The 23,575-nt window shown below is 60.3% G+C and carries 15 protein-coding genes and 5 pseudogenes; 5 read left to right on the top strand and 15 right to left on the bottom strand.

From position 1 onward, the window contains the following. Positions 1 to 24 precede the first annotated feature (24 nt). Positions 25 to 2,977, top strand: a pseudogene (locus tag P6U16_RS04355) (bifunctional [glutamine synthetase] adenylyltransferase/[glutamine synthetase]-adenylyl-L-tyrosine phosphorylase). A 5-nt stretch (positions 2,978 to 2,982) separates the two neighbouring features. Here P6U16_RS04355 and P6U16_RS04350 read toward each other — a convergent pair. After that, a pseudogene (locus P6U16_RS04350) lies at positions 2,983 to 5,297 on the bottom strand (ATP-binding protein). A gap of 216 nt (positions 5,298 to 5,513) precedes the next feature. Further along, positions 5,514 to 8,161 (bottom strand): annotated as a pseudogene (gene pepN, locus P6U16_RS04345) (aminopeptidase N). Positions 8,162 to 8,625: 464 nt separating this feature from the next. Between pepN and P6U16_RS04340 the strand changes: the two are divergent. Then, positions 8,626 to 9,567: a DMT family transporter gene (locus P6U16_RS04340; protein ID WP_277702745.1), complete on the top strand. Its 942-nt coding sequence runs from the start codon at positions 8,626 to 8,628 to the stop codon at positions 9,565 to 9,567. 33 nt (positions 9,568 to 9,600) lie between these two features. On the opposite strand, the gene P6U16_RS04335 is transcribed toward P6U16_RS04340, so the two are convergent. The 6 genes and pseudogenes from P6U16_RS04335 to P6U16_RS04310 form a co-directional block, all read right to left on the bottom strand. Then, the gene (locus tag P6U16_RS04335; protein ID WP_277702744.1) at positions 9,601 to 10,875 is read right to left on the bottom strand and encodes an MFS transporter; all 1,275 of its coding nucleotides are present in this window, start codon (positions 10,873 to 10,875) and stop codon (positions 9,601 to 9,603) included. Positions 10,876 to 11,080: 205 nt separating this feature from the next. Further along, positions 11,081 to 11,227 (bottom strand): hypothetical protein, encoded by a 147-nt coding sequence (locus tag P6U16_RS04330; RefSeq protein WP_277702743.1) that lies wholly within the window; start codon positions 11,225 to 11,227, stop codon positions 11,081 to 11,083. Between the two features lie 80 nt (positions 11,228 to 11,307). Beyond that, complete coding sequence (locus P6U16_RS04325) at positions 11,308 to 11,484, bottom strand: hypothetical protein (RefSeq protein WP_277702742.1); 177 nt, start codon at positions 11,482 to 11,484, stop codon at positions 11,308 to 11,310. A gap of 153 nt (positions 11,485 to 11,637) precedes the next feature. After that, positions 11,638 to 12,551 (bottom strand): annotated as a pseudogene (locus P6U16_RS04320) (uracil-DNA glycosylase). A gap of 45 nt (positions 12,552 to 12,596) precedes the next feature. Next, on the bottom strand, positions 12,597 to 13,895 hold the full coding sequence (locus tag P6U16_RS04315; protein ID WP_277702741.1) for an Hsp70 family protein: 1,299 nt from the start codon (positions 13,893 to 13,895) through the stop codon (positions 12,597 to 12,599). Positions 13,896 to 14,149: 254 nt separating this feature from the next. After that, positions 14,150 to 14,878 (bottom strand): trypsin-like peptidase domain-containing protein, encoded by a 729-nt coding sequence (locus P6U16_RS04310; protein WP_277702740.1) that lies wholly within the window; start codon positions 14,876 to 14,878, stop codon positions 14,150 to 14,152. Positions 14,879 to 15,268: 390 nt separating this feature from the next. On the opposite strand from P6U16_RS04310, the gene P6U16_RS04305 reads away from it, so the two are divergent. After that, positions 15,269 to 16,933, top strand: a complete 1,665-nt coding sequence (locus P6U16_RS04305) for an electron transfer flavoprotein-ubiquinone oxidoreductase (RefSeq protein ID WP_277702739.1) — start codon at positions 15,269 to 15,271, stop codon at positions 16,931 to 16,933. 104 nt (positions 16,934 to 17,037) lie between these two features. On the opposite strand, the gene P6U16_RS04300 is transcribed toward P6U16_RS04305, so the two are convergent. Continuing rightward, positions 17,038 to 17,829: a DUF6492 family protein gene (locus tag P6U16_RS04300; RefSeq protein ID WP_277702738.1), complete on the bottom strand. Its 792-nt coding sequence runs from the start codon at positions 17,827 to 17,829 to the stop codon at positions 17,038 to 17,040. Between the two features lie 342 nt (positions 17,830 to 18,171). Here P6U16_RS04300 and P6U16_RS04295 point away from each other — a divergent pair, with 342 nt between their 5' ends. Then, positions 18,172 to 18,789 carry a L,D-transpeptidase gene (locus tag P6U16_RS04295; protein WP_277702737.1) on the top strand — a complete coding sequence of 206 codons (618 nt, stop codon included), beginning with the start codon at positions 18,172 to 18,174 and terminating at the stop codon, positions 18,787 to 18,789. A 62-nt stretch (positions 18,790 to 18,851) separates the two neighbouring features. Here P6U16_RS04295 and P6U16_RS04290 read toward each other — a convergent pair whose 3' ends face one another. Both P6U16_RS04290 and P6U16_RS04285 read right to left on the bottom strand, forming a co-directional pair. Next, positions 18,852 to 19,253: a DoxX family protein gene (locus P6U16_RS04290; protein ID WP_277702736.1), complete on the bottom strand. Its 402-nt coding sequence runs from the start codon at positions 19,251 to 19,253 to the stop codon at positions 18,852 to 18,854. 198 nt (positions 19,254 to 19,451) lie between these two features. Further along, the gene (locus P6U16_RS04285) at positions 19,452 to 20,024 is read right to left on the bottom strand and encodes a histidine phosphatase family protein (protein ID WP_277702735.1); all 573 of its coding nucleotides are present in this window, start codon (positions 20,022 to 20,024) and stop codon (positions 19,452 to 19,454) included. Positions 20,025 to 20,175: 151 nt separating this feature from the next. On the opposite strand from P6U16_RS04285, the gene P6U16_RS04280 reads away from it, so the two are divergent. Further along, a complete protein-coding gene (locus tag P6U16_RS04280) occupies positions 20,176 to 21,090 on the top strand; it encodes a diacylglycerol kinase family protein (protein WP_277702734.1) in 915 nt (304 codons plus the stop codon). Between the two features lie 9 nt (positions 21,091 to 21,099). On the opposite strand, the gene P6U16_RS04275 is transcribed toward P6U16_RS04280, so the two are convergent. The 4 genes and pseudogenes from P6U16_RS04275 to P6U16_RS04260 form a co-directional block, all read right to left on the bottom strand. Next, on the bottom strand, positions 21,100 to 22,590 hold the full coding sequence (locus P6U16_RS04275) for an AMP nucleosidase (RefSeq protein WP_277704000.1): 1,491 nt from the start codon (positions 22,588 to 22,590) through the stop codon (positions 21,100 to 21,102). 102 nt (positions 22,591 to 22,692) lie between these two features. Next, positions 22,693 to 23,019 (bottom strand): annotated as a pseudogene (locus P6U16_RS04270) (YnfA family protein). A 69-nt stretch (positions 23,020 to 23,088) separates the two neighbouring features. Then, a complete protein-coding gene (locus P6U16_RS04265) occupies positions 23,089 to 23,265 on the bottom strand; it encodes a hypothetical protein (RefSeq protein ID WP_277702733.1) in 177 nt (58 codons plus the stop codon). Between the two features lie 34 nt (positions 23,266 to 23,299). Then, positions 23,300 to 23,473 carry a hypothetical protein gene (locus tag P6U16_RS04260; protein WP_277702732.1) on the bottom strand — a complete coding sequence of 58 codons (174 nt, stop codon included), beginning with the start codon at positions 23,471 to 23,473 and terminating at the stop codon, positions 23,300 to 23,302. Positions 23,474 to 23,575: the final 102 nt, after the last annotated feature.

The raw sequence follows: 23,575 nt of genomic DNA, 5'->3' as shown, positions 1-23,575 counted from the left end.
GAGAGGACGGCGAGGAGGGTTTGCGTGGAGACGGATAAGCGGCGCCTGTCGGACATCGGGACGAACCCGCTTCGGCCATCCAGCCAGGCCGAGATGAAATCGGTTCTGTCCGATCTCAAGGACATGGCGAAAAGTCATGGGGCGATCGTCGAACTGCTCGCCACTGAAGGTGCGTGGCGGGATTTCATCATCGCCGCCTTTTCCCTGTCGCCGTTTTTGCGCGATTGTGCTGTCAGCAGGCCGGAGCTTCTGGTGCGGGCGCTGAGCGAGCCTGTCATTCCCCTGATTGCTACCTGCATCGAAACTGCGCGTGGCGCCTGGAAAGGTGATGAGCCGGGCAAGCCGGTCACCGATGCGCAGATCATGAGCCGATTGCGTATCGCCAAGCGCGAAGTGGCCTTCGTGACGGCGCTTGCCGACCTGCAGCGGCTGTTTACGGCCCGCGAAACGACCCGTTGGCTAAGCGATTTTGCCGGTGCTGCCGTTTCCGCCACCATCGATCATCTGCTTTCAAGCGCCCATGACGTCGGCAAGCTGATCGTCGCGGACCTCGACCATCCGAGCGAAGCGTCCGGCGTCGTCGTTCTCGGCATGGGAAAGCTCGGCGCTTTCGAGCTCAATTATTCCTCCGATATCGATCTCGTCATCTTCTACGACCCGCAGGCGGCGCTCATCCCCGATCCGGACGAGGCGCCCGAAACCTTTGCGCGACTGTTGCGCCGGCTGATCCGCATCCTGCAGGAGCGCAGCGGCGACGGTTACGTGTTCCGCACGGACCTACGGCTGCGGCCTGATCCGGGTGCCACGCCGCTGGCCATTCCGATCGAGGCGGCGATGCTTTATTATGAGAGTCGCGGGCAGAACTGGGAACGCGCTGCCTTCATCAAGGCGCGGCCCGTGGCGGGTGATCTCGCCGCCGGGGACGCGTTCCTGCGCGAATTAACGCCCTTCGTTTTCCGCAAATATCTCGACTATGCGGCGATTGCCGACATCCATTCGATCAAGCGGCAGATTCACGCGCACAAGGGCCACGGCGAAATCGCCGTGAAGGGGCACAACATCAAGCTTGGCCGCGGCGGCATCCGCGAGATCGAGTTTTTCGTCCAGACGCAGCAATTGATCGCCGGGGGCGGACACCGGAGCTAAGGTTGAAGGCGACCGAGCCGATGCTTCGGGCGCTGGTCGCAGCAAAATGGATCGACGAAAAGACCTGCGAGGAACTGATCGCCGCCTACTGGTTCCTGCGTGATGTCGAGCACCGCATCCAGATGGTTCGGGACGAGCAGGCCCATGTACTGCCGACGACCGAGGCGGAACTGAAACGCATCGCCTACATGATGGGTTTTGCAGACACGGCCGCGTTTTCGAGCGAGCTGTCGCGAGTGCTGAAGACGGTTGAGAAACGTTACGCCCGACTATTCGAGCAGGAGGCGGGGCTGTCGACGGAGAGCGGCAATCTGGTCTTCACCGGCCAGAACGACGATCCCGATACGCTGGAGACGCTGAAAAAGCTTGGCTTCCAGCGGCCGCAGGATATCTCGCGCACGATCCGCACCTGGCACTATGGACGTTATCGAGCGACGCAATCGGTAGAGGCACGCGAGCGGCTGACGGAACTGACGCCCGGACTTCTGCGCGTTTTCGGGCAGGGCAAGCGGGCGGACGAGGCGCTGCTGCGCTTCGACAGTTTCTCTCCGGCCTGCCGGCCGGCATCCAGCTGTTCTCGTTGCTCGGCAACAATCCCGGCCTGCTCTCGCTGATCGTCAGCATCATGTCGTCGGCCCCAAGGCTGGCCGACATCATCGCCAGCCGGCCGCATGTCTTCGACGGTATGCTGGATCCGCGCCTGCTGGCGGAACTGCCGACCCGCGAATATCTGGCAAGCCGGATCGCCGGCTTCGTCTCTGGCTCACGTCACTATGAAGACACGCTTGACCGGTTGCGCATCATCGCCGCCGAGCAACGCTTCCTGATCGGCATCCGGCTCCTCACCGGCGTCATCAGCGGCGCCCATGCGGGTCGCGCCTTCACCGATCTCGCCGACCTCATCATTGCCGCGGCGCTCGATGCCGTGCTGGCGGAGGTTGAGGCGACGCATGGACGGTTTCCGGGCGGGCGGGTTGCGGTCGTCGGCATGGGCAAGCTCGGCAGTCACGAACTGACGGCGGGCTCCGACGTCGATCTCATCCTGCTCTATGACCATGATGAGGCTGCCGACGAATCCGATGGCGCAAAGCCGCTCGATTCCGTGCGGTATTTTACCCGCATCACGCAGAGGCTGATCGCGGCGCTCTCGGCGCCGACCGCCGAAGGCGTGCTCTACGAGGTCGATATGCGGTTGCGCCCTTCCGGCAACAAGGGGCCTGTCGCCACCCGGATCAATGCCTTTGCCCGCTATCAGCGGGAAGAAGCCTGGACCTGGGAGCACATGGCGCTGACGCGGGCGCGGACGATCTGCGGCGATGCCAGCCTGGTTGCCGAGGCAAGCGCCATTTTCGACGAGGTTCTCGGTCAGCAGCGCGATCGGGCGAAGGTTGCAGCCGATGTCGCGGAAATGCGGGCCATGATCGACAAGGAGAAGCCGCCGAGCGATCTCTGGGATTTCAAGCTTATTCCGGGCGGCTTGGTCGATATCGAGTTCATTGCCCAATATCTGGAGCTCATCGCACCGGCGTTGGATCTGCAAATGCCGCCGAACGGGGCGTCCACGGTGGACGTGCTGAAGACGCTTGGCCCGCATGTATTGCAGGCGAGCGAGGTTGATACGGTGCAGGAAGGTCTGCACCTGTTCACTGAGCTTTCGCAGGTGGTTCGGTTGTGCATCGAAGGTGATTTCGAGCTGAAGGGTGCGCCCTCTGGGTTGATCGATCTCGTCTGCCGGGCCGGGGACTATCCTGATGTCAAGCTGCTGGAGGCCGATATCCGCCGCCTGTCGAAATCCGTGCGGCGGATTTTCCAGGCGACGGTCAAGGCCTGAAGATCTCAGGCGCTGTCGGGGATACGCACGGAGATGATGGTGCCGATATTTTCGGCGGAATAGATCTTCATGGTGCCGCCATGCAGGTTCGTCAGCGACCGCGAAATGGCGAGGCCAAGGCCCGATCCCCCTTGCTCTTGGCGTATTGGCTCTGGACCTGCTCGAAGGGCTGGCCGATCTTTTCCAGCGCCGCGCGGGGATGCCGATGCCGGTATCGGCAATCGTCAGCGTCACCGCGCCTGCCACTTTTCTGGCGCGCAGGGATATCTTGCCGCCTTCATTAGTGAACTTCACCGCGTTCGACAACAGATTGAGCAAAACCTGTTTCATGGCGCGGCGATCGGCATTCATCGTCAGGCCGGAGGAAATCTGCTGATCGACGCAGATGTTCTTCTGAACGGCCGGAATCGTGGTGAAGCGCAGCGTCTCCTCGATCAGCGGCGCCAGATCGATCGTCTCGCGATTGATCTTCATGTGGCCCGCCTCGATCTTCGACATGTCGAGAATGTCGTTGATGACGTTGAGCAGGTGCTTGCCGCTTTCATGGATATCGCGGGAATATTCGTCGTATTTCTCCGAGCCGAGCGGCCCGAACATCTGGTTCTGCAGGATTTCGGAAAAGCCGAGAATGGCGTTGAGCGGCGTGCGCAGTTCATGCGACATGTTGGCGAGGAATTCAGACTTCGCCCGGTTGGCGCCTTCCGCCCGTTCCTTCTCAGCCTGATAGTTCGAATTGGCGACCGAAAGCTCCGACTTTTGGCGTTCCAGCGTCATACGTGACGTCGAAAGATCGCCGATCGTCGCCATCAGGCGGCGCTCGGATTCACGCAGGCGAACCTGATGGCGCTTGAGCAGGGTGATGTCGGTGCCGACCGAAACGAGACCGCCGTCCCGGGTGCGGCGTTCGTTGATCTGCAGCCAACGCTGGTCGGCAAGCTGCACTTCCGTGGTCTGCGACTGGTTGGAACGGTCAGGATCAGCGATGCGCCGTTCGATGATCGGCCGTGCTGCAGCCGCAGTGACGACCGAACGCTCCGTGCCGGGCACCAGCGCGTCGTCGGGCAGGGCGTAGGCCTCCTGATAATGCGTGTTGCACATCACCAGCCGGTCGTTCTTGTCCCAGAGCACGAAGGCTTCCGAGGTACACTCGATGGCGTCGGCGAGACGCTGGTCTGCCTCCGCATAACGCTGGGCGAGCCGATGCTGTTCGGTGACATCCATGGCGATGCCGATCAGGTGCATGCGGCCGGATGAGGTGCGGATCAGCTGGCGCGCGCGCGCATCCAAACGTAATGACCATCGGCGTGGCGCATGCGGAAGACCTGGTCGATCTGCTTGGCGTCGCCCTTGGCGATGGTACGGGCGACCTTGTAGATGCCGGTGTCGTCCGGGTGCATGAGGCGTGCGGCATCGCCGAACGACAGCACGGTCGTCTGCGGTCCCATCCCGAGCATTTCATACATGGAGCGTGACCAGAACAGCCGGCGGTTCTTCATGTCGAAATCCCAGAGGCCGCAGCGTCCGCGAGACAGAGCGGTCTCGACGCGCAGATTGGATTCCGCGAAGATTGCATCGGCATCGCGCGCGCGCTTCGCCTGAATATAATAGGCGTAGAGGATGACGAGCAGGATAGCGGAGATGCCTGCAAACAGCGTGACATTGAGGGAGACCTCGTCGCGCCAGAGCTTTTCCATCAGCGTCAACGGCGTGGCGACGAGGATCGTTCCAACGGCATTCGGCATCTGGGTCAGGACGATGACATGTTCCGTCCCGTCGATGAAGGTCCGCATCAGGGTGGATCGTTCACCGAAATACTGGAAGGCGGCGACCTCCGGAGCGATGGTCGCAAGCGAACGGCCGATATAGCCGGCTCCCTTTGCCGAACTGGCAAAGATCTGCCCGCTCTTCTGTACTGCGAGGACGAAGGATCCCTGGTCGAGCAGGTCCGGGGTCAGATAGGTGGAAAGCCGCTGCTCGACATCCCAACGCTTGCCGTTTGAAAAAGAACAGCGCTGTCAGGCTGCAGGGCCGCACTGGCTGTGGCTGCTGCCAGCATGGCCGCCTGATTATGACTGGATTCCATGCGCGCATATTCGACCATGATGCCGCTGATCCGCGAAATCGCGACCACCATCAGGAACGCGATGATCAAGATCGGGATCGATCGCTTCAAGATCGGCTCCGCCTTGGAGAGACGAAGCGCTGCCGGTTCGGTAAAAAGCCTTGCGTGCTGGATGACTTCCTTTTCCAAGACCGCAAAGCCCGGAAAATTGAGTCGCAGTGGCCCGCCGGCTGCGCGTCCCCGCCGCGCGTCCGCCATCTTTGTCAATCTGTCACCCTCTGGTGATTCGTCGCGCCGCTCGCTCGAATCTAACCTAATGAATCAATTGTGATTCGCCTTGTCCAGAGGAAAACGTAAAACTTTGTTAACCATTTCTAATCATTGGAAAATGATAGACGGCCCTGCTGACGGGTCGCCTTTTCGGCCGACAAAGCTGCCGGCTCGGGTTTTTCAACAGGAAAAGCCTTTTCCGCTCTATCCCTTGAGCATGCGCTCGACAATGTCTCCGACATCAGGGAGAGCTTCGCGGCGCCCGCGATTTCGCGTAGGGCGTTGCGGGCGTGTTCGGCCCGAGTTTCCTCCAGCGAGCGCCAGGACCGCATCGATGTCAGGATACGGGCCGCGAGTTGCGGGTTTCGCGGGTCTATATTGAGAATCTGCTGCGCAAGGAATCGATAGCCTTCGCCATCGGCGCGATTGAAGCCGGTGGGGTTGGAAAAGGCGAAGGTGCCGACGAGCGCGCGCACGCGGTTCGGATTGTTGCCGTTGAACAGCGGATCGTCCATCAGGGTCTTGACCCGTTGTAGTGCTTCCCGGCCGGGAATTGTGGCCTGGATCGTGAACCACTTGTCGATGACCAGTGCGTTTTCGGCAAACCGCTGCTTGAAGGCGGCCAGTGCCTTTGCCGTCTCGGGGGCACCGGGGAAACGATGGGCAAGGATGGTCAGCGCCTGGCTGAGGTCCGTCATGTTGTTGGCGGCATCGAAGGCCTGCACGGCGCGACCGGGCAGGTTTTCGGCATAGACGAGATAGGAGAGCGCGGCATTGCGCAGCGCCCGCTTGCCGGCGCTTGCGGAATCCGGGCTGAATGCCGTCGTGTCGGCCTCGCGCTCGACGAGTGTCGTGAAGATCTGGCGCCCGGCTTCGGCAATGGTCGTCATGATCTGCTGGCGGCCGGAATGGATGGCATCCGGATCATTGTTGCTGCCGATTTCGCGCGCAATGTCCGCTTCGCTCGGCAAAGCGAGAGCCTGTGCCCGGAAGGCCGGCTCCAGGGTTTCGTCCGCGGCTGCCGCGAGGAGGGCGTCGATCAGGGCAGCGTCGCATTCGACCGGCTGACCGGCCTTGGCGCTGGCCGCGGCTGCAACGAGATTGGGCAGAGCGAGATCGTTCAGGGCCTGCCAGCGGGCAAAGAGATCGCTCTCGAAGCGGGCGATATGGGCGCGATCTGCCGGGGTCTGCTCGAAATGCAGATTGATCGGTGCGGAAAATCCGCGATTGAGAGACAAGACCGGCCGGGACGGGATGTTGGAGAACACGACGGTTTGCGTGCGTTCGACAAGATGCAGGACGTCGCCGGAAACTTCTGCACCGGTAGCGCCGGTGACCTTCACCTCGGAGCCGTCTTCCAAGAGGAGGCCGATGCGCAGCGGAATGTGCATCGGTTCCTTGCTGCTCTGGCCGGGCGTTGGTGGCACCATCTGCTCGAGCGACAATGTCAGGGTCTGCTTCGTGGCATCATAGGCGCTGGAGGCGCTGACCAGCGGTGTGCCGGCCTGATGATACCAGAGCGAGAACTGCGTCAGGTCGCGTTTGCTAACCTCGGCAAAGCAGGCGACGAAATCCTCGATCGTCACGGCCTGACCGTCATGGCGTTCAAAATAGAGGTCCATGCCTTGGCTGAACAGATCGGCACCAAGCACGGTGGCGATCATGCGGGTGACTTCCGAGCCTTTTTCATAGACCGTCGTCGTGTAGAAATTGTTGATCTCGCGGTATTTGACCGGACGCACGGGATGGGCAAGCGGGCCTGCATCCTCCGGAAACTGTTCGGCTCTCAGGTGCCGGACTTCGGCAATGCGCTTGACGGTGCGCGAACGCTGGTCGGCTGAGAACTCGTGATCGCGATAGACCGTCAGGCCTTCCTTCAGGCAAAGCTGGAACCAGTCGCGGCAGGTGATGCGATTGCCGGTCCAGTTGTGGAAATATTCATGCGCGATGATCGCCTCAATATTGGCGTAGTCGGCATCGGTCGCAGTTTCCGGATCGGCGAGAACATATTTGTCGTTGAAGACGTTGAGCCCCTTGTTCTCCATGGCGCCCATGTTGAAGTCGGAGACGGCGACGATCATGAAGATGTCGAGATCGTATTCGCGGCCAAAAACCTCCTCGTCCCATTTCATCGAGCGCTTCAGCGCATCCATGGCATAGGCCGCGCGCGGCTCCTTGCCGTGTTCGACGTAGATTTTCAGCGCAACTTCGCGGCCGGACATGGTCGTGAAGGTGTCCTCGACGATGCCGAGATCGCCGGCGACGAGCGCAAACAGGTAGCTTGGCTTCGGATGCGGATCGAACCAGGCGGCAAAGTGGCGGCCATCGCCCATGCCGGCGCCACCGAGATAGTTGCCATTGGAGAGCAGAAGCGGGGCGGTCGCTTTGTCGGCGATGATGTTGACCGTGTAGGGTGCGAGCACGTCCGGGCGGTCCGGGAAATAGGTGATGCGACGGAAACCCTCGGCTTCGCACTGGGTGCAATAGACGTCGCTGGTGCGGTAAAGTCCCATCAGCTTGGTGTTGCTCTGCGGCGAAAGTTCGGTGGTGATGGTGATCTCGAAGGGCGCCGTTTCCGGCAGGCCGCGGATGGTCAGCGTTTTTTCGGCTGCGTCGTAATTGGCGGCAGGGATTTCCTCCTGGTCGAGAAGGAGGCTCGTCATCTTCAATTCGTCGCCATCAAGAACGAGCGGGGCGCTGGCATCCACGCCTTCGCGGCGGTGGAAGATCAGTCGCGCTTCCACCTTGGTTTCCAGCGGATCAAGCTCGAAGGTGAGATCCACTCTTTCCAAAACGAAATCTGTCGGCCGGTAGTGTTCCAGATGAATGATTTCGCCGGTGTCTGTGCGCATTGGATGTCCTGCTTGCATCACCCGTCACGTCAGACGTTTTAGGTGATGCCGGTGATGGTGAAAAGGTCGCCGCGGTGAAATAATACGGCGATCTCCTGGATTGTCTGTCAGATCGGCCCGCCAGCACAGCACGACTGACTGTCCCGAATTGAACCATTCCGCGGTAGTGGACCGCAGATGTACGAAAATCGCCCTAACAATATTTAAATTTGCCTGATATTTTTAGCCTTGCTGAAATATTTTTTAGACAGCGCGCAGGGAAGACTGTGAAGCGGGATGCCAGAAAATCGCGCGGGCCATCAAATATTTCAGGCACACATCACGAAAATTGATCCAATTTTGCGGATCATCGCGCTACTATGACGGCGCTACCTCATGCGGCGGATTCCCGGCCGTCATTTCCCGATCGCAGCCTGTCGCTTCCGATGTCCGGCCCGCTGCCGCAAGTCCGACGAGCCCGCCGCATGGATTCCGAACAGATCAACCCGATGAAGGGCATTGCCCTCAAGGTCCTCTCCGTTCTGGTGTTCGTCTGCATGGCGACTTTCATCAAGGCGGCCGGAACGGACATCGCCACCGGGCAGATTACCTTCTATCGCTCCGCCTTCGCCATGGTGCCGATCCTCGCCTATCTCGCCTTCAAGGGGCATCTGCGTACTGCGTTTCAGACAAATGATATTGTGGGTCATATGACACGCGGCTTCATCGGCATTCTTGCAATGAGCTTCGGCTTTTATGGTCTGGTGCACCTGCCGCTGCCCGAGGCGATCGCCATCGGCTACGCCATGCCGCTGCTGGCCGTCGTCTTTGCTGCCATCTTCCTGAAAGAGACCGTTCGCCTCTATCGCTGGTCGGCCGTTCTGGTCGGGCTGGTCGGCGTGATGATCATCACCTGGCCGCGGCTGACCCTTCTGGGGGAAGGCGGTGCAGCCAGTTCGGCTGCGGCGCTTGGCGCCTTGTCCGTTCTGCTGTCTGCGGCGCTTGGCGCCATTGCCATGGTGCTGGTGCGAAAGCTCGTGCAGAAAGAACGCACCCACACGATCGTGCTCTATTTCTCGCTCTCGGCCTCATGCTTTTCGCTGCTGACCTTGCCTTTCGGCTGGCAGCCGCTGCCCTGGAGCAGCTTGTTGCTGCTGATGGCGGCCGGCTTTTGCGGCGGGGTTGCACAGATCCTCCTGACGCAGAGCTACCGCTATGCTGATATGTCGACCATCGCGCCGTTTGAATATACCTCGATCCTTCTCGGCATGGGGATCGGCTATGTCCTGTTCGACGAGGTGCCGACCGGCGTCATGCTGATTGGGACCACGATCGTCGTCGGCGCCGGCATCTTCATCATTTTCCGGGAACACAGGTTGGGGCTCGAACGCAAGGGCGCGCGCAAGCATGTGACGCCGCAAGGGTAGCCATCAGGCTCGCGAGATTCAGGCCAAAGAGATTCAGGCCAGAGGGGCAGTGTCGTCTTCGATGCGACCTGCGGCGCGCGGCGCCTGGTTCATGGCGTTCACGGCCTCGGTGCCGGGCTGCGGCACGGTGTTGGCCTGGAAATCCGTTTTCCCGACAAGCCCATCATGCTGCTTGCGCTGCGCGATGCGCCAGGCGGCATAGGCGGCATAAAGCGCGAAATAGACGGCGAGGACGAGAAACAGCGCGCCCGGGCCGAAATGGTCCATCACCGGCCCGACCATCAAGGGTCCGGAGATCGTGCCGATGCCATAGGTGATCATCATGCCGGAGGAAACCTCGACATATTCGTTGGGTCGGGCGAGATCATTGGCATGCGCCACATTCAGCGCATAAATCGGAAACAGCACCGAGCCGACGAAGGCCGCGGTGATGTAGAGAACCACGGCGCTCGAGCCGATGAGCGCCACCATGGCAAGGCAGGAGGCGACGCCGACGATGCCGCAGCCGACCATGACGATGCGCCGGTCGATCTTGTCGGAGGCGCGGCCAATCGGGATCTGCGAGATGGCGCTGCCGAACAGCAGCGAGGCAAGCAGCGTCGCGCCCTCCGCCGTCGAAAGCCCCACCTTCTGCGTGAAAACGCCACCCAGATTGAGCCATGCGCCGGACATGGCACCGGCAAGGAACGCGCCGACCACGGCAACCGGCGAGCGCCGATAGAGGCCGGGCAGATCGAACTTCGCCTGGGCCGGCGGGGCCGGCAGCGGCGAGGAGGAGAGGGCGGTGGGCAGGAGCGCCAGTGAGAAGATCACGCCGCAGAGAATGAACAGCGAGGAATTGGTCGGGTCGCCGAGCGGCACCAGATATTGCCCGCCGATGGTGCCGAGCATGGTGGTGATCAGGTAGAGCGAGAACAGCGCGCCGCGGTTCTCATTTGTTACCTTTTCGTTGAGCCAGCTTTCGATGACGAGATAGCTGCCCGAAATCGCAAAGCCGGAAATCGCCCGGAACAGCACCCAGGCTCGCCAGTCAACGACCAGCCCGCACAGCAGGATGGCGACGCTGAGAAGTGTGATGAGCGCGGTGAAGACCCGGACATGGCCGACCCGCAGCACGAATTTGGGCGTGACGATGCAGGACAGGGTAAAACCGAGCGTATAGCCGGTGGCGATCACCGAGATCGTCAGGGTGGACCAGCCCTCGGCAACGGAACGCACCGGCAGCACATAGCTGGCAAGGCCAAATCCGACCATCATCAAAAGGGTCGATAGCATCAGGCTGAGCACGGAGGCGAGGCTGGAAAACATGACGGCTCCTGTGCGCAGTGACGCGGCGTCCCGGCAATATCGTCCGGCGACGCTGAAAAAACAGGAACGGTATGTCGCGGGATTTTAGCAAGCCACGCGTCACATCGCTTCCGGAATCAGAAAACGAGTGTGGCTCTATCGCTATTCACACGGCCTGTCGATTGCGACAGGCGATGGCGCATTGGATATCTCGGAAGGTATCGACTTAATGCGGCAGGAGGTTGCTGATCGCCTGGCGATCGGTCTTTGCGGACGGGGCCTCCTGGCTCAGCCTTGTATATTCGCGCGAGGCGCGCACGGCGGTGCCAATATCGTCGAAGAGGACCCGGAGCGAGCGGATGGATGCTGACATGATCGGATTCCTTGAAATCATCATTACATTGGAGGGCGCGCGTCAATGCGCTGCACCCCGATTTTTAGCGCTGCCCAGTCTTAGCGCTGGATAAATTCCGCGAAGATCTGTGCGGGGCGCGTTGTGCGGGCATAGCCTGCAGCGGTCATCTGCTCATTGGCTGCCGAGCCGAAGCGATTGAACGGCGAGCGCAGGGCAGAGCCTGTGTGGCGCAACGTCTCGAACGTGCTGTGCATGGGGCGAAAACGGGCAGTCATGGTTCAATTCCTTATTCCAGTCCTCCCGTGACCTTATATTGCAATGCAACATAGATTCTGCAATGGCCCATGGCGCGATTCTGCTATGCGCATTTCGCATGGCTTTCTTCATGCAATGTTCATAAATGAGGCAAGTGCCCGGTTGACGGTCTGTTAACCGCGAATCCGGGCCTGGAAGGCGAGCAGATCCTGCCAGGCGAGCCGCTTGCTGGCCGGTGCCGAGATCAGATCCTGCGGATGCAGGGTCGCCAATGCGGGGATCGTGCGTCCGGCGATCAACACCTCACGCCAGTCGCCGCGGCTGTTGTGGATTGTCTCATTGCCGCCGAAGAAGAAGCGCGCGGCAAAATTTCCGAGAATCAACAAATATTGCGGCTCGGCCAGCACGATCTGGCGCTCGATGAACGGCCGGCAGATATCGGTTTCGCGAGGCGAGGGCACGCGGTTGCCGGGCGGACGCCAGGGGATGACATTGGTCAGCATCAGGGTGTCGCGTCTCAGGTCGATGGCGCCGAGCATGCGCTCCAGCATCTGGCCTGGCTTACCGGAAAACGGCATACCGTCGCGGTCGTCGTCCCCGCTGGGCGCAGGCCCGATCACCATTACGCGCGCGCCGGCCTGTCCATCGGCAAACACGGTGTTGCGGGCGCTGTTCTTGAGATTGCAGCCTGAAAAGGCGTCCATCGCGGCCTTGAGCTCAGTGAGCGACCGGGCGGATTCCGCCGCAAACCGCGCCTCGCTGATGGCCTGCTCGTCGGGGATCGCAACCGCTGCAGCCAGGCTTGCCGGCAGCGATGCCATGCGGCGGTCGACGCTTTCCGATGGCGCCTGCCGAACCGGTTGCCCGGATTGGCCAAGGGATGACCGTCCAGCGGTTGGCTTGACGGGTGAGCCCTGCGTTTTTGCAGGGCTGCGCCGCCGCCTGCGCGCCGCGCCGCCTTGGCTGCCTCGAATTCGGCAAAGCGATCGACCGGCATTTCCTCCAGCAGCCATTCGACGCCCGCATCCGCATGGAAATGCAGAAGGGCGGCGAGTTCGGCGGCGCTGAGGCTGTCGGTTGCGATCATCATGCCCTTGTACAGAAGCTGCGGCAGGCAGGAAGGGACTTGCCGTCACGCCGCCATCGCCGTCCAGCTTTCGATGTCGTCGCGCTCGCCGATCAGGGCAAGGCCATGGGCGATCGACAGCAACTCGCCGCCGCTTTCGATGCGGTCGAGCGGAAAACGGTTTTCGAACAGGCGGCGCACGGCCGGCACGAAGGAGGTGCCGCCGGTGAGGAACACCTTGTCGATGCTGGCGGGCGCCGTATTGGTCGAGACCAGAACCTCATCTAGCGCCTCCTCGATGCGGGCAAGATCCGGCGCGATCCAGCTTTCGAAATCGGCGCGGCGCACCGTCCTGCGGCTGCTTTCGCCAAGCGGCGCGAAATAGAACTCGGTTTCCTCCGCGCTTGAAAGCCGCATCTTGGTGGCTGAAATCGCCTGGTAGAGCGGATAGCCCTCGTCGTGATCGACGAGATCGATGAAGGCTTCGAGCTTCTCCGGCTCCACCGCCGAGCGGACGAGTTGCTTCAGGTCGGTGAAATCCTTCAGCGTCTTGAAGATCGACAACTGGTTCCAGCGGCCGAAATTGGCGTAATAGCTGGAGGGCACGTCGAGCAGCTTGTCAAAACTTTTGAACTGGCTGCCCTTGCCGATCAGCGGCGAGACGACCGTGTCGATGATGCGGAAATCGAAATGATCGCCGGCAACGCCGACGCCGGAATGACCGACCGGGGTCGCGGTCAGGTGTCCGGCATGGCTCTCAAAACGGATGATCGAATAGTCCGTGGTGCCGCCGCCGAAATCCGCAACCAGCACGGTCGCATCCTGCTGCAGGTGCTGGGCGAAATAGAAGGCGGCCGCCACTGGCTCGTAGACATAATGCACCTCCGGAAAGCCGAAGGAGGACAAGGCCTCGTTGTAGCGCGACAGCGCCAGCGCCTCGTCCGGACTCGCGCCGGCAAAACGCACCGGCCGTCCGACGACGATGCGGCGATAATCTTCCCGCCAGCCATCGCCGGCATAATCGGCCAGCCGGCTCAAAAACAGCCGCATCAGATCCTCGAAACCATGTCGCTTTGCAAAGACCAGCGTGCCTTGGAAAACCGGGCTTGCGGCAAAGGTCTTGATCGACTGCAGGAAGCGGCAATCGCCGGGATTGTCGATGAACTGCTGGATCGCCGCCTGTCCGGCCTCGATCTTGACGGCGGCCGCCCCGAGCTTGGCATGCTTCATGAAGGACAGCGCGGTGCGCATCGAATCGCTGCTGCCGGCCGTGCTGGTAAAGCTCAGCGATTGCGTCGTATCGCCCTGCGCGGTCGCCAGAACCGAATTGGTGGTGCCGAAATCAAAGCCGAGAGCGGTTGCCATGATGTGAAGTCTCCTGTCGTCAAAGCCGTGCGCGCGCAACCGCGAAATGCCCTATCGGGCATGGGACTGCGCTGTGTGACGGAGGGCTTTGTATATTCGGAGGGCGCCTTCTGGCATGGGCGGGCGGCCAAAGCAAGGCGGGATGGGTGTGGCCATCATCGCAGTTGTTCGCGCATGAACACCGTGCTCCCTATGACCGAGGGTTCCCGACGAATAGCTGTTTGCGGAAATATTTTATAGGTAGGTTTTGGATGCTACGACGCGAACACTGGGTCAACACCCGGTAAGCCTTCTGATAAGATTTCCAATATCACTTCGGCTTTCCAAACTCTGCCAAGTTGTGCCCCCATTTCATCGACGCCAATCCGCCCTGAATAGACGCCTAAAAGACTTTCGAATGTTCCAAAAGCACTCTCGTGAGTGATGATTCCGCTTGGGATGTGAAGGCCTTCATGCCGTAACACCACTGGCGACCCAGACATTCCCTCCCTGGTTGCTGTATCAACAAGCAGCATTTTTTTGCGTTTGTGATTTAGAGAAGGTTCGGTGGCAATTGATGCTCGCTTCCATATTGGTGTGTCATGAAGGCCGCGAAGTCCTTTAGGATAGCCAATAATGAAGCAGTCCATTCCGACAACGGGGGAAATTTCGTCGAGTTGGATTTCGTTGATGGCAAGGGTCACTAGTCGATCAATTGATTGAATTTCAATTGGAATCACCACTACGTCAATTTGTCTTCGAGAGGGATGTTCGATCCACAAAGGCTCATCATCTTTGTACAGAGGCGAAGTTATATTGACACGTTTTGCTTGCTTCCCCTCATCTGACAAGGATTGCAGTACAGAGAATTTCACATTTGTCGGGTGGAATTTGCGATCTTCGATCTTACCTGTGTCCGCATTCAATCCGGTAACGTTGTGCCAGTTGGTGACGATAAGCCACTGGGCTATTATGCCTCCAAAAGAAGCCTGTCCCGAGGGCACTCATTACCAACTCACCATCCGAACCAACGCGTTGCATTTCGAGCGTGGTGACTGCGCGAGATAAAGTGTGCATTGATGAACCGCCGATTGGCTAGTTTGGAATGTATCACCTTGGATAGTAGCACACGTCAGCATAGCAATCTGGCTGACCGCCTCACAAGGGTGGGGCAGCTTAACAAAGATGCAATGAGAAAAACAAAAATTCGCATCAATTTTTGACGTTTACGTACACGTCATATTTTCGTATCCTTGCCGCATCAACTCATGCGCAAATGCGCTTGGCTACCGTCGCAGACTGGCTCGACAAGTTCGGCTGTATTTGCCATGACGGAAGGCAGGATTGGGAACGAAACCGGGCAAAAATATCCGGATGTGACGGGAGACGACGAGATGACCGAGCCACTGGAACTGCCCGAGCGCGAAAGCATGGAATTCGACGTTGTCATCGTCGGTGCCGGGCCTGCCGGTCTCTCGGCCGCGATCCGACTGAAGCAGGTCAATCCGGAGTTTTCGGTCGTCGTCCTGGAAAAGGGTGCTGAAGTCGGGGCGCATATCCTCTCGGGCGCCGTCGTCGATCCTGTTGGTATCGACCGCTTGCTGCCGGGCTGGCGCCAGGAGGAGGGGCATCCCTTCAAGACGAAGGTGACTGACGACCATTTCATGCTGCTCGGCCCCGCCGGCTCGATCCGCCTGCCGAACTTCGCCATGCCGCCTTTGATGAACAATCACGGCAACTACATCGTCTCGCTCGGCAATGTCTGTCGCTGGCTGGCCGAAAAGGCCGAGGCGCTCGGCGTCGAGATCTATCCGGGCTTTGCGGCCGTCGATGTGCTTTACAATGACCAGGGCGCCGTCATCGGCGTTGCCACCGGCGATATGGGCATCGAGAAGAACGGCGAGCCCGGTCCGAGCTTTGCCCGCGGCATGGAGCTGCTCGGCAAGTACACGCTGATCGGGGAGGGCGTCCGCGGCTCGATCGCCAAGCAACTGATCGCCAAGTATGATCTCTCAAAGGATCGCGAGCCGCAGAAATTCGGCATCGGCATCAAGGAACTCTGGCAGGTCAAGCCCGAGAACCACAAACTGGGTCTCGTCCAGCATTCCTTCGGCTGGCCGCTCGGCATGAAGACCGGTGGCGGCTCGTTTCTCTATCATCTCGAAGACAACATGGTCGCCGTCGGCTTCGTCGTGCACCTGAATTACAAGAACCCTTATCTCTACCCCTTCGAGGAATTCCAGCGCTTCAAGACGCATCCGTCGATCCGCGGCACTTTCGAGGGCGGCAAGCGCCTGTCCTATGGCGCCCGCGCCATCACCGAGGGCGGCTACCAGTCGGTCCCGAAACTGTCCTTCCCCGGTGGTGCGCTGATCGGCTGTTCCGCCGGCCTCGTCAACGTGCCGCGCATCAAGGGCAGCCACAATGCGGTGCTGTCGGGCATGCTGGCCGCCGACAAGATTGCCGAGGCCATCGCAGCCGGCCGCGCCAATGACGAGCCGATCGCGATCGAAAACGAATGGCGCGCCACCGATATCGGCACGGATCTGAAGCGTGTGCGCAACGTCAAGCCGCTCTGGTCGAAGTTCGGCACGGCGATCGGCGTAGGCCTCGGCGGTCTCGACATGTGGACCAACCAGCTCTTCGGATTCTCGTTCTTCGGTACGCTGAAGCACGGCAAGACGGATGCGCAATCGCTGGAGCCGGCGGCCAAGCACAAGAAGATTGATTATCCGAAGCCCGACGGCGTGCTGACCTTCGACCGTCTCTCCTCGGTGTTCCTGTCGAACACCAATCACGAGGAAGACCAGCCGGTGCATCTCAAGGTCAGGGATATGGACCTGCAGAAGCGCTCGGAGCTTGACGTCTATGCCGGCCCGTCTACGCGCTACTGTCCGGCCGGCGTCTATGAATGGGTGGAGAAGGACGGCAAGGACGTGTTCGTCATCAACGCCCAGAACTGCGTCCACTGCAAGACCTGTGACATCAAGGACCCCAACCAGAACATCAACTGGGTTCCTCCGCAGGGCGGCGAAGGGCCGGTCTATCCGAATATGTAATTCGGGTTGACGGCCCGCACAGACCGCCGCCATCAGGAATGCCGGAGAGGGACCGGTTTACCCGAATATGTAGGTGTGCATCGCCTGGTGAGGAGCCATTCGGCTCAGGCCATTGTGGTGACCGCGCGGATGTTGGCGATGCTGTGGCCCAGGAATGACTGGATTTGCAGGCAGACGTGGTTGGGCGCAAGATCCGCGACAAAGCTTTCGAGCCCCGCGAGATCGCGGGCATAGCTGTCTCCCAACCAGAGAGAATGGCAAAGCGGATGAGGCATTGCATAATGTCCCGCGCCGTGAAGCACGTCATCGACAAAGCGACCGTAGATAATACATTCCGAGAAAGCGCGGGTACGGATCATGGTTCGCACCCAATGCTGGCCATGGCGCGCCTCGATGTGATCCAGCATCTGAAGACACGTATCGGTGCGCCACGGGAGCAGCGAACTGATATAGTCCGTGGCCGGCAGTTGCGCTGGAGCGCAGCCGAGCACGCGCTCGCTGTGCGACAACCATTTGAGATGGTCGGACCGCGCCGATGCGTCGATGGCGTTTTCCTGCCTGTAGAGCGCCAGCCTGCCGTCCTGCCAAAGATCGGCAGGGTCGAAATCCCGGATCAGCACCACATCCGAATCAAGGGTCAGCATTGTCGGTTCGCTGATATGGCGTGCTAGCGCCATGCGCCGGAGTTGCTGCACGTGCCACCCACGCAATGGTATCGAGAAGGGACTAAGCCAAAGCTTTCGACGCATGAAGGAAAATGGATCAGGGCAGACGAAGAGCCAACTCGGTAAAAGGTCGCGCTCCGATATGACTTGCCGGGAAGATGTTGCAAGAGAGCGGAAAAGCGGGACGTCGGAATCTGCGACCAACAGAAAATGTGTCCAGTCACCTTTCATATGCCGATCTATACTTTCGCATAGTAACTTGCATCGCTCGTAATCGTCCACATATGAAGCGGTAATAATGGCAGTGGCTGACATTTGTGGTTTCTTTATTAAAATTTGAAATTTCTTTTCATTGGCTTATCTTATTGTAGATGTATATATATAGCCACTGGCATGAACGGTAAGTTTAATAAATAGTTAACAGCGCAATCCTGTCCGGAAAGCTGGAAGCCGTTATTGCGGCTGTGAAGCAATCCGCCGTGGTGGCTCCTGATACCTACGGGCAATTAACCCGGTATTAACCATAAATTCCTAGCGTGTGATTCACAATTTCATCACACCAAGGACGCATTTATGTCGATTTCACGCCGCGGCCTGCTTCTCGGATTTTCTGCCTTGCTTGCCGGCTGCTCGGCCTCCGGCGTCGATCATCGCGCGAACTATGCAGCCCTTCCCAATGAGCCTTATCCGCTGAAGGCGGTGCCGCTCGAGAAGATCAAGCCGGAACTGCGCCGTCAGGAAGTGGCCTATACCACGACCGAAAAGGCAGGCACCATCGTCGTGGATACGCCGGCGCGGCGGCTTTATTACGTTCTCGGCAATGGTCGCGCCATGCGCTACGGCGTCGGCGTCGGCCGCAACGGTTATGCGCTGGCAGGTGTTGCCTACATCGGCCGCAAGGCGGAATGGCCGACCTGGACCCCGACGCAGAACATGATCCGCCGCGATCCCGGCAAGAACATGAAATATGCCGGCGGCCTGCCGGGTGGCCCGAACAATCCGCTCGGCGCCCGCGCCATCTATCTCTATCGCGGCGGCAACGACACGCATTTCCGCATTCACGGCACCAACCAGCCGCAATCGATCGGCCTTGCCATGTCGAGCGGCTGTGTGCGCATGATGAACCACGACGTCATCGATCTCTACAGCCGCGTCGAGTCCGGCGGCCGGGTGGTGGTGCTTCAGGCCTGAGAACAGCAAAAACGCAGATAGCGCCCGGCGGACCTGCCGGACGCTGTTTTCGTTCAATGCTGCTATGCTCGGGAGCGGTTTTTCCAGGCAACGACCATCAGCGCGCCGATGACGGTGATGTGTTCCATCACGACGTAGAATTCCAGCGTCTTCATCGGTTCCTGCATCGTCCAGAAAGTATGGGCGATCGGGATGGTGAGTGCGGTGAAGATGGCAAGCGCGCCGGCACCCAGCCACGTCCAGCGATTGGCGATGATGAGCGCCGAGCCGCCGATCTGGGTGACGATGACAGCCACGTTGAAAAGGGCGGCGGGCTGCAGACCGAAATGGGCCATCTCGGCAACGCCGCCGTTGAAGTCGATGAGCTTGGCAAGGCCGCTCAACCAGAACATGGAGGTCAGCACGGTGCGCGCCACGAAGCCGAACGAGCGGGATGCGACGAGCGTTTCAATCAGGGAAGGCATTAAAATCTCCGGTTCAAAGGGATAAAACAGCCCCGGAGCCAGGCCGGTACCGGATCAGGGCCGACCGGCTCACAGGGGCAACGCAGCGCCGTCGGCATGGAAGGCGTTCGACGGGCAGCGCTTGATGCCTTTGTACGGAGAGACAGGGGCAAGGGGAGTTCCCTCGGGAACAGGCTGCGCGGTGCCGTGCCGCGATGTTCACCGCAGCGCCGGCGCCGCGATCCGGCCCTCGACCGTAACGATGCCTTCCGCGCTGACGGAGATCACCGTTATTTCCCCGGAGCGCGGCACGATGCCTGTTAGCGCCGTGATGTTGACCTGATGGGTAACGAGCATCAGCTTTTCCGTTGGCGGCGCTGATTGGAGCCGCGCGACAATGGCTTCGGTCTGGCTGGCGCGTGTCGACCTGTCGGCGAAAAAGGAATTGAGCTGCGGCGCCTCCTCAACGGGACCGAAGCCCAGAAGCCGGGCTGTCTCCATGGCCCGGCACCATTGGCTGGCGAGGACAAGGGTCAAATGCACATTGTTGGCCCGGATTGTTGCCCCCGCCGCACGCGCCTGTGTTCGGCCGATCTCGTCTAGATTGCGCTGCGTCGTGCAATCCCCGAGGCGGAAATCGTCGGGGTCTCCGGTTCCGGGCGCTTGTGCATGGCGCATCAACGCATGGGTGCCGGGTGCGCGCAGAGCCAACCATCCGTCAGCAGCATGCGCAACTGTCGGTCCGGCCCACAGCAAGAACAGCCCGCAGACCATCGATTGAAACCGCCGCATGCCTCGCCATCCCTTCCAGCATTCCGATAACGAAGATGATGTGCGCCAAGCCTTCGTCAAGCCCCTGTTCCGCCGAAAAATAAGACCTATCTAAATCGCCAGACAGTGCCTTCGCCGAACGGCGGCCGAAGGCGGTCAATCAGGATAGCTCATGAAGATCAAAGCCATTTTCAATCGCGACGGTGGAACCTTCCGCACGACCGATATGGATGCCTATGCCGCAAAGGTGGAAGAGGTTTTTCACGCGGCGGGACATCAGATAGAGATCGAGAATGTCTCCGGCGACGAAATGGCCGGTGCGCTTGAGAAAACCGCGCGCCGGGACGATATCGACGCGATGATCGCAGGCGGCGGCGACGGCACGATCTCGGCTGCAGCAGGTGTTGCCTGGAAGAATGGCATGCCCCTCGGCATCGTGCCGGCCGGCACCATGAACCTGTTTGCGCGCTCGCTGAAACTACCGCTCGACATCTATCAGGTGCTGCCGGTTCTGGCCGATGGCAAGGTTATCAATGCGGATATCGGCAGCGTCGATGGCCGTGCTTTCGTGCACCAGTTTTCGATGGGACTGCATGCCCGCATGGTGCGCTATCGCAACAGCTATGATTTCGCCTCCCGCTGGGGCAAAATCCGGGCAAGCACCCGTGCAGCCGTCAACGTCATCCTCAACCCGCCACAGTTCGATGTCGATTTCCAGGTGGACGGCGTGCACGAGCATCGCGAGATTTCGGCACTTTCGGTGTCCAACAATCATTTCGGTGCCAATGCGCTGATGTATGCCGACGATGTCACCGGCGGCCATCTCGGCTTCTACACGGCACCGCCGCTGAAGCCCTCGGGCGTGGCCAAGCTCGCCACTGACATCATTCGCGGCAAATTCCGCGAAAGTGCGCTGATCACCGAAACCAGCGCCTCCGAGATCGAGCTGCATTTTCCGAAAAAGCGGAAAGGCATCAATTGTGTTGTCGATGGCGAACTCGTGCCGCTGAAAGGCGACGTCAGCCTCCGCATTCATCCGGGCGAGTTGAAGCTTCTGGTCGGCAAGGACACAGCGCCGGCACCTTGATTGCCGATTCTACTGGAATGCCGTCTCGAAAAAGCTCCTGAGCTTGCGCGAATGCAGCTTTTCCGGCGGCATGGCGGCGAGCTTCTGCAAGGCCCGGATGCCGATCTGCAGGTGCTGGCTGACCTGCGTCTTGTAGAACGCCGTTGCCATGCCCGGCAGTTTGAGTTCCCCATGCAGCGGCTTGTCGGAAACGCAGAGCAGGGTGCCATAGGGCACGCGGAAGCGGAACCCGTTGGCAGCGATCGTGGCCGATTCCATGTCCAGCGCGATGGCGCGCGATTGCGACAGCCGTTTCACCGGCCCGCGCTGGTCGCGCAGTTCCCAGTTGCGGTTGTCGATGGTCGCGACCGTTCCCGTGCGCATGATCCGTTTCAGGTCGTAACCCTCATAGCCGGTGATTTCGGCAACGGCGTTTTCCATTGCCACCTGCACCTCCGCCAGCGCCGGGATCGGCACCCAGACGGGCAGGTCGTCGTCGAGCACGTGATCCTCGCGCACATAGGCGTGGGCCAGCACGTAGTCGCCGAGCGTCTGGCTGTTGCGCAGGCCGGCACAGTGCCCCAGCATCAGCCAGGCATGCGGGCGCAGCACGGCGATATGGTCGGTGATCGTCTTGGCGTTGGACGGCCCGACGCCGATATTGACGACGGTGATGCCGCCATGGCCTTTCTTCTTCAGGTGGTAGGCCGGCATCTGCGGCATGCGGGCCAGTGTCAGGTCGCTTTCCGGCGTGTCGGATCCAGCCTGTGTCGTGATGTTGCCGGGCTCGACGAAAGCGGTATAGCCATTGCCGCCGGCGGCCATCTGTTCGCGCGCCCAGATGCAGAATTCGTCGATGTAGAACTGGTAGTTGGTGAACAGAACGAAGTTCTGGAAGTGTGTTGCGCTGGTCGCCGTGTAGTGGCTGAGCCGGGCCAGCGAATAGTCGATGCGCTGCGCGGTGAACGGCGCAAGCGGCGAGGGCTCGCCGGGGCCGGGCTCATAGGCGCCGTTGGCGATCTCGTCATCGGTGGTCGTCAGGTCTGGCGTGTCGAACAGGTCGCGCAAGGGCATGTCGATGTTTTCGGCAAGCGACGCCTCGACATAGGCGCCTTCGCCGAAGGCGAAATGCAGCGGGATCGGTGTCGCCGATTCCGATACGGTCACCGAGACGCCGTGATTGCGGATCAGATGGCCGAGCTGCTCCTTCAGATAATGCCGGAAAAGTTTTGGCCGGGTGATTGTCGTCGTATAGACGCCCGGCGCGCTGACATAGCCATAGGACAGGCGCGAATCGATATGGCCGTAGCTGCTGGTCTCGATGCTGACCTGCGGATAGCAGGCGCGGTAACGCGAAGTCGGCATGCCGGTCTTGCCCAGTTCGACGAAGGCATCGACGAGGAAGGTCGTGTTGCGCTCATAAAGCGCTGCCAGCGCATCGACGGCCTTGACCGCATCGTCGAAGGACTGGGGCTCGAAAGCCTCCGGCGTGGTGATGGAAAGGGCGGAGAAGGAAGAGATCTCGTTTGCTCATATGGCATTATAGGATGCTGTTATTGACAAGCAAACGACAAGATTGAGGGCCGGAATTGCTCCACCGCAAAACGGCCTCTAGAACCTTCTTCAGCGCGGTCCCACGAGGATGACGGCGCTACCGACCAGCGCAAGGACAACACCCGTCATATCCCAGCGGTCGGGACGAAGGCCTTCCACCAGCCAGAGCCATACCAGCGACGCGGCAATGTAGACGCCGCCATAGGCCGCATACGCACGTCCGGCCGCAGCGGTGTCTACCAGCGTCAGGAGCCAGGCGAAGAGGGCAAGGCAGCCCATGCCCGGAATCAGCCACAAAGCGGACTTGCCGAGCTTGAGTCAGGCCCAGAACGCAAAGCAGCCGCCGATCTCGAAGACGGCGGCGGCGATATAAATGAGGATTGCGGCGCCTGTCATCTGTATCCCTTCGCAGGCGATAGGAACGCAAGCGGGACAGGGCCGCAAGATGTATTTCTCAGGATGACGTCAGATCATCGACTGGCGCTGAAGGGTCACAAACAGAACGAGTCCGGCGCCTTGCTTGCTGATGCCCAGATCCGATGCCTTGCTGTAGGCGAGTGCCGCCACCGGCGACATCAGGATGGCGGTGATTGCCATGATGCGCAGCGAGACGGTGGCAGAGTGGATCAGGGTTGCAAACATGGCTCTTTCTTCCGGTTTGAGACGAGCTTTCCGTTCAGAGCCGGGCCTGACAGAACTGCGCCGTATGGGCGGTGCAGTCGGTCATCGAGCCGGCAAAATTGTCGCGGTGGCGCCGCTGCGTGTCGGCGCTGACGGCCGCTGCCAAAAGCATTGCAAAGACAACCATCAGGAGGCTGATGATGGTGAGGCGGCGTGCGAGAATGTCCATGGTTCTGTCCGTCGGTGTCGGGGTTCAATTCGATGGTGCCGTTTTGCCATATGCAAACTGAACTGTTGCTGAGACAGAGGTTCATCTCCCGTTCATCTTTGT

The organism is Rhizobium sp. 32-5/1 (assembly GCF_029537235.1).
Taxonomy (GTDB): domain Bacteria; phylum Pseudomonadota; class Alphaproteobacteria; order Rhizobiales; family Rhizobiaceae; genus Pararhizobium.
This window is presented reverse-complemented; position numbering and strand designations above follow the sequence as displayed.

What these genes read in the sequence shown, in the direction of transcription:
- P6U16_RS04305 (WP_277702739.1), top strand. Translation starts at nt 15,269, where the DNA reads ATGACCGAGCCACTGGAACTGCCCGAGCGCGAAAGCATGGAATTCGAC.
- P6U16_RS04295 (WP_277702737.1), top strand. Translation starts at nt 18,172, where the DNA reads ATGTCGATTTCACGCCGCGGCCTGCTTCTCGGATTTTCTGCCTTGCTT.
- P6U16_RS04335 (WP_277702744.1), bottom strand. Translation starts at nt 10,875, where the DNA reads ATGTTTTCCAGCCTCGCCTCCGTGCTCAGCCTGATGCTATCGACCCTT.
- P6U16_RS04290 (WP_277702736.1), bottom strand. Translation starts at nt 19,253, where the DNA reads ATGCCTTCCCTGATTGAAACGCTCGTCGCATCCCGCTCGTTCGGCTTC.
- P6U16_RS04260 (WP_277702732.1), bottom strand. Translation starts at nt 23,473, where the DNA reads ATGGACATTCTCGCACGCCGCCTCACCATCATCAGCCTCCTGATGGTT.
- P6U16_RS04285 (WP_277702735.1), bottom strand. Translation starts at nt 20,024, where the DNA reads ATGCGGCGGTTTCAATCGATGGTCTGCGGGCTGTTCTTGCTGTGGGCC.
- P6U16_RS04340 (WP_277702745.1), top strand. Translation starts at nt 8,626, where the DNA reads ATGGATTCCGAACAGATCAACCCGATGAAGGGCATTGCCCTCAAGGTC.
- P6U16_RS04325 (WP_277702742.1), bottom strand. Translation starts at nt 11,484, where the DNA reads ATGACTGCCCGTTTTCGCCCCATGCACAGCACGTTCGAGACGTTGCGC.
- P6U16_RS04280 (WP_277702734.1), top strand. Translation starts at nt 20,176, where the DNA reads ATGAAGATCAAAGCCATTTTCAATCGCGACGGTGGAACCTTCCGCACG.
- P6U16_RS04330 (WP_277702743.1), bottom strand. Translation starts at nt 11,227, where the DNA reads ATGTCAGCATCCATCCGCTCGCTCCGGGTCCTCTTCGACGATATTGGC.
- P6U16_RS04265 (WP_277702733.1), bottom strand. Translation starts at nt 23,265, where the DNA reads ATGTTTGCAACCCTGATCCACTCTGCCACCGTCTCGCTGCGCATCATG.
- P6U16_RS04315 (WP_277702741.1), bottom strand. Translation starts at nt 13,895, where the DNA reads ATGGCAACCGCTCTCGGCTTTGATTTCGGCACCACCAATTCGGTTCTG.
- P6U16_RS04300 (WP_277702738.1), bottom strand. Translation starts at nt 17,829, where the DNA reads ATGAAAGGTGACTGGACACATTTTCTGTTGGTCGCAGATTCCGACGTC.